This window comes from Nocardioides sp. LHD-245 (genome assembly GCF_030929495.1).
GTDB lineage: Bacteria > Actinomycetota > Actinomycetes > Propionibacteriales > Nocardioidaceae > Nocardioides.
Genome location: NZ_JAVFWN010000011.1, coordinates 273,633 through 282,203, shown reverse-complemented (window position 1 = coordinate 282,203; position 8,571 = coordinate 273,633). Strand labels below are relative to the sequence as shown.

The 8,571-nt window shown below is 73.0% G+C and carries 10 protein-coding genes and 1 rRNA gene; 5 read left to right on the top strand and 6 right to left on the bottom strand.

Annotated elements, in window-relative coordinates:
- Together rrf and RB608_RS17660 are read left to right on the top strand one after the other, a co-directional pair.
- Window positions 1–112: ribosomal RNA gene (rrf, locus tag RB608_RS17665) — 5S ribosomal RNA — on the top strand; the annotation flags it as partial.
- A 91-nt stretch (window positions 113–203) separates the two neighbouring features.
- Entirely contained in the window at window positions 204–1,175 is a 972-nt protein-coding gene (locus RB608_RS17660) for a tetratricopeptide repeat protein (RefSeq protein ID WP_308089354.1), read from the top strand.
- Between the two features lie 15 nt (window positions 1,176–1,190).
- Here the strand turns inward: RB608_RS17660 and RB608_RS17655 are convergent, their stop codons facing one another.
- Window positions 1,191–1,799 (bottom strand): hypothetical protein, encoded by a 609-nt coding sequence (locus RB608_RS17655; protein WP_308089353.1) that lies wholly within the window; start codon window positions 1,797–1,799, stop codon window positions 1,191–1,193.
- A gap of 57 nt (window positions 1,800–1,856) precedes the next feature.
- Here RB608_RS17655 and RB608_RS17650 point away from each other — a divergent pair, with 57 nt between their 5' ends.
- The 3 genes from RB608_RS17650 to RB608_RS17640 all read left to right on the top strand — a co-directional run bounded on the left by RB608_RS17650 (window position 1,857) and on the right by RB608_RS17640 (window position 3,480).
- The gene (locus RB608_RS17650; protein ID WP_308089352.1) at window positions 1,857–2,402 is read left to right on the top strand and encodes an alpha/beta hydrolase; all 546 of its coding nucleotides are present in this window, start codon (window positions 1,857–1,859) and stop codon (window positions 2,400–2,402) included.
- Window positions 2,399–2,791: an alpha/beta hydrolase gene (locus RB608_RS17645; RefSeq protein WP_308089351.1), complete on the top strand. Its 393-nt coding sequence runs from the start codon at window positions 2,399–2,401 to the stop codon at window positions 2,789–2,791. The genes RB608_RS17650 and RB608_RS17645 overlap by 4 nt, the downstream gene beginning before the upstream one ends.
- A gap of 191 nt (window positions 2,792–2,982) precedes the next feature.
- On the top strand, window positions 2,983–3,480 hold the full coding sequence (locus tag RB608_RS17640; RefSeq protein WP_308089350.1) for a DUF3145 domain-containing protein: 498 nt from the start codon (window positions 2,983–2,985) through the stop codon (window positions 3,478–3,480).
- Between the two features lie 170 nt (window positions 3,481–3,650).
- Here RB608_RS17640 and RB608_RS17635 read toward each other — a convergent pair whose 3' ends face one another.
- The 5 genes from RB608_RS17635 to RB608_RS17615 form a co-directional block, all read right to left on the bottom strand.
- Complete coding sequence (locus RB608_RS17635) at window positions 3,651–4,901, bottom strand: beta-ketoacyl-[acyl-carrier-protein] synthase II (RefSeq protein WP_308089349.1); 1,251 nt, start codon at window positions 4,899–4,901, stop codon at window positions 3,651–3,653.
- A gap of 40 nt (window positions 4,902–4,941) precedes the next feature.
- Complete coding sequence (locus RB608_RS17630) at window positions 4,942–5,187, bottom strand: acyl carrier protein (protein ID WP_308089348.1); 246 nt, start codon at window positions 5,185–5,187, stop codon at window positions 4,942–4,944.
- A 70-nt stretch (window positions 5,188–5,257) separates the two neighbouring features.
- Window positions 5,258–6,259 carry a beta-ketoacyl-ACP synthase III gene (locus RB608_RS17625; RefSeq protein ID WP_308089347.1) on the bottom strand — a complete coding sequence of 334 codons (1,002 nt, stop codon included), beginning with the start codon at window positions 6,257–6,259 and terminating at the stop codon, window positions 5,258–5,260.
- Entirely contained in the window at window positions 6,256–7,218 is a 963-nt protein-coding gene (locus RB608_RS17620) for an ACP S-malonyltransferase (RefSeq protein WP_308089346.1), read from the bottom strand. Before RB608_RS17620 ends, RB608_RS17625 begins: the two co-directional genes overlap by 4 nt.
- A 139-nt stretch (window positions 7,219–7,357) precedes the next feature.
- Window positions 7,358–8,569, bottom strand: coding sequence for a helix-turn-helix domain-containing protein (locus RB608_RS17615; protein WP_308089345.1), 1,212 nt, complete (start codon window positions 8,567–8,569; stop codon window positions 7,358–7,360).
- Window positions 8,570–8,571 lie beyond the last annotated feature (2 nt).

Sequence of the window (8,571 nt, the reverse complement as noted above, 5' to 3'; positions counted from 1 at the left end):
CGGCCATAGCGGCAGGGAAACACCCGGTCCCATCCCGAACCCGGAAGTTAAGCCTGCCAGCGCCGATGGTACTGCAACCGCGAGGATGTGGGAGAGTAGGACGCCGCCGGACAAACATTCAGGTAGGGGCCACCCATCGGGTGGCCCCTACGCTGTTTTGCACCTAGATTCCTCAATAGCGATCTCGACTCCCAGGAGACAACGTGGCAGACCAGCGTGGCCGTCGTGACGGCGCGGGTGCCCCCCGACAGGGCGGCCCCCGTCAGGGAGGTGCTCCCCGGAAGGGTACGAGCGCCCGGAGCGGTGGCGGCAAGAGCGGTGACGAGCGGAAGCCCTATGACCGCAAGCCCTCCGGCGACCGCAAGCCCTCGGGCGACCGCAAGCCCGCGGGGCGCGGCGGCAGGCCGGCGCAGGGGCAGGGACGTGGCCCGCGCACGGAGTCGGATCGCAGGTCGCGGGTGGACCCGGCCGAGCGCACCGAGAAGCAGGCGGTCTACGACGGCCCACTGCTGCCGGAGGAGATCACGGGCTCGGAGCTGAGCGCCTCGGTGCGCGCCCAGCTCAAGGGTCTCCCGGAGAAGCTGGCCGCCCGGGTGGCGCGCCACATGGCAGCGGCAGGTCAGCTGGTCGACGACGACCCGGAGACCGCGTATCAGCACACACTCGCGGCGAAGGCGCGGGCGCCGCGGATCGCGGTGGTCCGCGAGGCGGTCGGCGAGGCCGCCTATGCCGCGGGCCACTACGCCGAGGCGCTCGCCGAGTTGCGGGCGGCGAAGCGGATGAACGGCGCCACGGCCTATCTGCCGATCATGGCGGACTGCCATCGCGCCCTCGGCAACCCGACTCGTGCTCTGGAGCTCGCCAAGAGCCCGTCGGTGGCGAAGTTCGTCCCTGCTGCCAAGGCGGAGATGACCCTCGTCGAGGCCGGCGCACGGCGCGACCTGGGCCAGTTCGACGCCGCGCTGCGTACGCTCGAGGTGTCGCCGCTCAACAGCAAGAGCAGGGAGTCCTGGGTCGCCCGGCTCCGCTACGCCTATGCGGACACGCTGGAGGAGGCCGGGCGCCTGAACGACGCGCTGACCTGGTTCCACAAGACCAACGCGATCGACGCGGAGGAGATCACCGACGCGGCGGAGCGGGCTGAGGCGCTGGAGAAGCGGGTCGAGCGCGACTGACGGGCTGCCGGGCGCTCAGGGGCGCCCGGCGATCGTCACGATCGCCTGGCGGTGGCCGGCGGGCTGGGTGTCCCAACGGAGGTCCTCGCGATAGGCGACCCTGATCCGGTCGACCACGGCCAGGGCGGCCTCGTCGGACGCGATCTTCACGACGATCGAGTCGCCGGCGACCATCCGCTGTCCTTCGGGGTCGACGAGGTCGCTGCAGAACTGGTCGGGCTGGGTGGTCACGCCGATGGTGCCGCGGCGGCAGAGCAGCGGGGTCACCTCGAGATCGACGTCGCTGGTCGTGCGGACCTTGATCCCGGAGACCCGGATGGCCCGGCCGAAGTCGGACGGCGCCGCGAACATCCCGACGTACAACGGTGTCCCGACGACGCCGTTGGCGTTGACCACCTTCGTGGTCACGGGCAGCTTCTCCGGCGTCGTGGCGTACCAGGCGAGCCAGGACACGACGAGAGCCAGAGCGACGACGAGCAGACCGATGCGCCAGCCGCGCGACCGGAACGTGGGACGCGGGACGCGCGGGGTGCCGAGCCCGGCGGCACGCGTGCGTGCGGGGCGCTCGGCGCGACGGCGGCCCGGTGCGGGCGCGCTGCTGGGCGCGGATCCTGCGTCGGTCATGGCCGAAGCGTAGGACACGGGCGGCGGGGGCGCGTCGCACCTGTCACACTCCTGCGCATGACGTTCCCGGCTCCCCGCATCCCGGAGCAGCCCAGGCGGCCCACCCTCGAGGGGAGCGTGGCGGTGCGGGCCGGCCGTCGGCTCAGCTTCGCGGAGTACGGCTCGCCGCGGGGCCCGGCCATCGTGTGGATGCACGGAACCCCCGGGGCGCGGCGCCAGATCCCCGTCGACGCCCGCGCGTACGCCGAGGAGGCGGGCGTCCGGATCATCGGCATCGACCGCCCGGGGATCGGGTCCTCGACGCCTCACGTGTACGCGAACGTGCTCGACTGGACCGCCGACCTCGGGTTGCTGCTCGACGCCCTGGCGGTCGACACCCTGCGCGTCATCGGCCTGTCCGGCGGCGGGCCCTACGCCCTGGCTGCGGGCGCCGCGCTGCCGGAACGGGGCGAGGGGGTGGGCGTGCTCGGGGAGTCGCACCGACCCGGGGCCCGGACGCGGCGGAGGGCGGGATCATCCAGCTCGCGGTGCGCGCGGCCCCGGTACTGGCCGCGAGCCGGGTGCCGCTGGGGGTGGCGCTCACCGGGGCCATCCGTGCGGTGAAGCCCCTGGCCGGCCCGGCGCTGGACCTGTACGCCGCGGTGCAGCCGGCCGGCGACCGGCACCTCCTGGGGCGACCGGAGTTCAAGGCGATGTTCCTCGACGACCTGCTCAACGGCAGCCGGTTCCAGATGACGGCGCCGTTGGCCGATCTGCTGCTCTTCACCAGGGAGTGGGGCTTCCGGTTGGCCGACGTGCGCGTCCCCGTTCGCTGGTGGCACGGCGACGACGATCACATCGTGCCGTTCCGGCACGGCCGGCACTGCGTCGAGCGGCTGCCCGACGCGACGCTGACGGTCATCGACGGGGAGAGCCACCTCGGCGGTCTCGGCATCGGGAGATCGGTACTGGAGGAGCTGGTCGCCCTCGGGAGCCGACCGCGGGCCGTGTGAGGCCAGACACGCGGACGTGGCGCTGGTGTCACGCCGTCCCATGGGCCACAATGGGAGCACAACAACACAGGTGTCACTCTGCCGCTGTGCCTACGCACGTTCGCGACGCCGACACCTCCGTCGAGACCGCTGGGGAAGGCGTATCTCACGCCGGAGGTAGGAAGAAGCGAGGGTTCGTGGTGACCGGAAGCATGAGTGCAGCCAGGGGCGTGTTCTACGTCCACTCCGCGCCGTCCGCGCTGTGCCCGCACATCGAGTGGGCCGTGGGCGGCGTCCTCGGCGTGCCCGTCAACCCTGACTGGACGCCGCAACCGGCGCAGTCGGGGACCTATCGGGCCGAGTTCTCCTGGACCGGCAAGGTCGGCGCGGCCGCCGAGATGGCCTCCGCGCTGCGCGGCTGGAACCACCTCCGCTTCGAGGTGACCGAGGAGCCGACGTCGTCGACCGAGGGCGCCCGGTTCTCCTACACCCCCGACCTCGGTGTCTTCCACGCCGTGATGGGGCTGCACGGCGACATCATGATCCCCGAGGACCGGCTCAAGGCCTCCGTGGTCCGCGCCGCGCTCGGCGAGGTGACCTTGGAGAACGAGATCGACAAGCTGCTGGGCAAGCCCTGGGACGACGAGCTGGAGACCTTCCGGCACGCCGGAGAGGGCGCCCCGGTGCGCTGGCTGCACCAGGTGGTCTGAGCACCGACCCGCTGCGACCCGAAAGCGCCCCGGCTCTGGTGAGCCGGGGCGCTTTCTCTGTGGAGGAGCAATCCGAAGTCAGGGCCGCTGGACGGGAGGTGTTCCAGCGGCCCTGGCACGTGGAGCGCGGTGAGGCGCTGGGGTCGCGGCCGGGTCTGCCGCGCTCGGGATCAGGTGGGCGATCCGAAGACGACGGCGACGTTGGCGCCGCCGAAGCCGAAGGAGTTGTTGATCGCGGCGATGTCGCCCAGCGGGAGGTCCCGCGGCTTGGTGGCGACGTCGAGCTCCACCTGGGGGTCCTTCTCGTCGAGGTTGATCGTGGGCGGCGCGGTGCGGTGGTGGATCGCCAGGACCGTCGCGACCGCCTCGAGCGCGCCGGCGCCGCCGAGCAGGTGACCGGTCATCGACTTGGTGGCCGAGACCACGAGGTCGTCGGCAGCCGCGCCGAGCACGGCGTGCAGCATCAGCGACTCGGCGACGTCGCCCTGAGGGGTCGAGGTCGCGTGCGCGTTGACGTGGGCGATGTCGCCGGGGGCCACGCCGGCGTCCTGGACGGCGGCACGGATGGCGCGGGCACCACCCCGGCCGGCGGGGTCGGGCTGCGCGATGTCGTGCGCATCGGCGGTGATGCCGGTGCCGAGGACCTCGGCGTAGATCCGGGCGCCGCGGGCCTGGGCGTGCTCGAGCGACTCCAGGACCAGCGCACCGGCGCCCTCGCCGAGGACGAAGCCGTCGCGACCGGTGTCGAACGGGCGCGAGACCTTCGTCGGGTCACCGTCGTTCTTGGACAACGCCATCATGTTGGCGAACGCGGCGATCGGCAGCGGGTGGATCGCGGCCTCGGTGCCGCCGGCGATCGCGACGTCGACCCGGCCGAGCCGGATCTGGTCGGCGGCCAGCGAGACCGCCTCGTTGCCCGACGCGCAGGCCGACACGGGGGTGTTGACCGGGCCACGAGCGCCCAGCTTGAGGCTGATGGTCGCCGCCGGAGCGTTGGCCATCAGCATCGGCACGGCGATCGGGGAGACGCGCCGCGGGCCCTTCTCGAGGAGCGTCGAGTGGTTGGACAGCAGCGTGTGCACGCCGCCGATGCCCGAGGCGAAGGCGACGCCGAACCGGTCGCCGTCGAGGGCGCCGGACTCCTGGGCGGACGCCAGGCCGGAGTCGGCCCAGGCCTCGAGCGCGGCGATCAGCGCGAACTGCGAGGAGCGGTCGAGGCGGCGGGCCACGACCCGGTCGAGGACCTCCGCCGGATCGACGGCGGCCGTGGCGCCGATGGTCACGGGGAGACCGTCAGCCATGTCGCCGAGGGGACGGACCCCCGAACGACCGGCGAGGAGGCCCTCCCAGGTGCTGGCGACATCGCCGCCGAGCGGGCTGGTGGTGCCCAGGCCGGTGACGACGACACGAGTGCGGGACATGGCTGTCGGTCTCCCTTGGTGAGTCAGCGGATCAGAATGATCAGGCGGCGATGTTGCGCTCGATGTAGGCGACCGCGTCGCCGACGGTCTTGAGGTTCTTGACCTCGTCGTCGGGGATGGTGACGCCGAACTTCTCCTCGGCCTCGACGACGACCTCGACCATCGAGAGCGAGTCGACGTCCAGGTCGTCGCTGAACGACTTGTCCAGCTGCACGCTGTCGGCCGGGATGCCGGCGACCTCGTTGACGATCTCGGCGAGGGCGGCGCGGATCTCTTCGGTGCTCATTCTTGGTGTTCTCCCGTGGTTGATGGGTGGTGCTGGGTGGTGCGGAAACGTGGGCGGGCGCCGGGGCCCGTCAGGGGATGACGACGACCTGGGCGGCGTACGCGAGACCGGCGCCGAAGGCGATGAGGAGCGCGGTGTCTCCCGACTTCGCGTCGCCGTCGTCGATCATCCGCTGCAGGGCCATCGGGACGGACGCGGCGGAGGTGTTGCCGGAGTCGATGATGTCGCGGGCGATCCGGACCGTGTCGGGCAGGCGCAGCGAGCGCGCCATCGCGTCGGTGATCCGGTTGTTGGCCTGGTGCGGGATGAAGCAGTCGAGCTCGTCGACGGTGATGCCCGCCCGGTCCAGCGCCTGCTGGGCGACCTTGGCCATCCCGTACGACGCCCAGCGGAAGACCTCGCTGCCCTTCATGGTGATCGCCGCCTCACGGAGGTCACCGGACGCGACGACCTCGGTCCAGTCCTTGCGGGACCGGATGTGGTCGTAGTGCTCGCCGTCGGAGCCCCACACGACCGGGCCGATACCGGGCCGGTCGGCGGGTCCGACGACCACCGCGCCGGCGCCGTCGGCGAAGATGAAGGCCGAACCGCGGTCGGTCGGGTCGGTGATGTCGGAGAGCTTCTCGACGCCGATCACCAGCACGTGCCGGGCGGTGCCGCCGCGGACCATGTCGTTGGCGAGGGCGACACCGTGACAGAAGCCGGCGCACGCGGCCGAGATGTCGAAGGCGGCCGGCTGCGCCGTGCCGAGCTGGTGGGCGATCATGGCGGCGGCGGACGGCAGCTGCATGAGGTGGCTGACCGTCGCGACGATGACGGCGTCGACCTGCTGCACGTCGACCCCGGCGCTCTCGAGGGCCGCCTTCGAGGCCTCGACCGACATCGACACCACGGTCTCGGACTCGCCGGCGATCCCGCGGGTGCGGATGCCCGAACGCTGCTGGACCCACTCGTCGCTGGAGTCGATCGCGTCGACGATCTCGGCGTTGGGCACCACGCGGACGGGACGGTAGGCGCCGACGCCGAGGATCGTGGCATGGGCGGACACGGACTCGACCTGGAGGCCGCTCATGCGGGCACGACCTCGGTGTGGGCGGCCGCGGCGTGCCGCTCGCAGAAGGCGCGGGCCTCGTCGAGCTGCTCGGGGCCGGAGAGCGCGAAGGTCTCGACGCCCGGCTCGCGACCGCGGAAGTAGCGCTTCGCGATGCCGGTCAGGGTGCCGGCCGGAGGCAGCTCGAGGACCCCGGTGACGCCCAGCCCGGCCATCGTCTCCAGGCACAGGTCCCACCGCACCGGGCGAGCGATCTGGCCCACGATCCGGTCCAGCGCGTCACGGCCGTCGCGGACCACGGTGCCGTCGGAGTTGGTGATGAAGGGGGTGTGCGCATCGGTCACGGAGACCGATCGCGCGAGGCCGGTCACGTGGTCGACCGCGGGCGCCATGTGGGGGGAGTGGAAGGCCCCGGCGACCGACAGCGACCGCAGCCGGGCGCCCGAGGGGCCGTTGTCGGCGAACACCGCGAGCTGCTCGGTCGTGCCGGCGGCGACGATCTGGCCGGGACCGTTGTCGTTGGCGGCGGTCAGGCCGTGGGCCGCGATCGCGGCGAGGACCTCGTCGCGATCGCCGCCGAGGACGGCGGTCATGCCGGTCGGGGTGACGGCGGCCGCGTCGGCCATCGCGTTGCCCCGCTCCCGGACCAGGACCATGGCCTGCTCGGCCGTGATCACGCCGGCGCCGACCGCGGCGGTGAGCTCACCGACGCTGTGCCCGGTGACCGCGCCGGCGAGCATCGGGCCGGACGCGAGCGCGAGCTGGCGGGCGGCGACCAGTCCGGCCGCCACCAGGAGTGGCTGGGCGACCTTCGTGTCGCGGATGGTGTCCTCGTCGGCCGCCGTGCCGTAGTGGGCCAGATCCAGACCGGAGACGGCGGAGAGCCAGTCGACGTACGCGGCGACGTCCGGGTCCTCCAGCCATGGGGTGAGGAATCCTGGGGTCTGCGCGCCTTGTCCGGGGGCCACGATCACGAGCACCCCTCCAGCCTGCCGTCCCCGTGGTTGGGACCGCGCCTGCACCGTCCACGAACTTGGCGGCCGGACCTTGTGGGAGTCCTACAAGGCGGGGACGGAGTGGGGACGGGGCGTGGGGATGGCGCCGGTGCGGCCCGTCGGCCTAGGACGCGGTGGTGCCCCGGCTGGAGCCGGCCGCCGCCTGGCGGCCCAGGGCGAGCGCGAGCTGCAGGCTGAGCGCGTCGCGGGGGACCGACGGGGTGAGCCCGGTGAGGTCGGCGATCTGCCCGAGGCGGTAGCGCACGGTGTTGGCATGCACGAAGAGGGAGCGGGCGGTCGCCTCGATCCCGCCGCCGTTGGCGAAGTAGGCCACCAGCGTCTCGACGAGCTCGCCGCGGGAGTCGGCCAGGGGGCGGTAGAGGTCGTCGACAGCCTCGAGCCGGGCGCGGTCGTCGCCGGCGAGGATCCGCTCGGGGAGGAGGTCGTGGGCCGAGACCGGGCGGGGGGCGTCGGGCCAGCCGACCGCCGCGCGCAGCGCGTCGAGCGCGACCCGGGCCGAGAGGTGGGCGTGGGCGAGGTCGGCGGCGGTCGGGCCGACGACGACGGCGCCGTCGCCGAACAGGGGCGCGACGGAGCTCGCGTCCTTCTCGAGCTGGTCGACGCCGCCGAGGATCACGACCAGGAGGTGGCCCTGCACGGCGCTGAGGGCGTCGAGGCCGTGCTCGCGGGCCGCACGCCGGACGTCGTCGAAGACGCCGGTCGCCGCGCCGGACGCCTCCGGGGGAGCGGTGCCGACGACCACCGCGACCTCGCCGCGGGAGGACCAGCCGACGGCACTGGCACGGGACAGCACGGCCTCGTCGGTCTCGGCGCGCAGGACGGCGTCGACGGCGAGCGCCTCGAGCCGGGCGTCCCAGCGGCCGCGGACCTCGGCGGCGCGGGCGTACACCTCCGCGGTCGCGAAGGCGACCTCGCGGCCGTACCGCAGCACCGCGGCGTGGACGTCGGGCAGCACCTCGGGAGCGAGCAGGCGCTCGATGTTGGCCTCGACCTCGTCGATGGTCAGCTTGATCAGCTCGACGGTCTGGTGCAGGTCGACCGTGCCGGCCATGGCGCGGGGCGCGGCGCCGAAGACCTGACCGACGAGGGCGTGATCCTGCGGGTCGGCGCCGCCGCCGTCGGCGAACCAGTCCACGAAGCCCTTCACGCCGGCCTGGACGATCATCCCGACGTACGAGCGCTCCTCGGCGCTCAGGTCGCGGAACCAGGGCAGGTCGGCATCCATCCGCGAGGTCGCCGCCGTGCTCAGGGAGCCGGTGGCCGCGCGCAGCTGGCGGGTGGCCTCGGCCCGTTGCGCCGAACCGGTGGGGGACATGG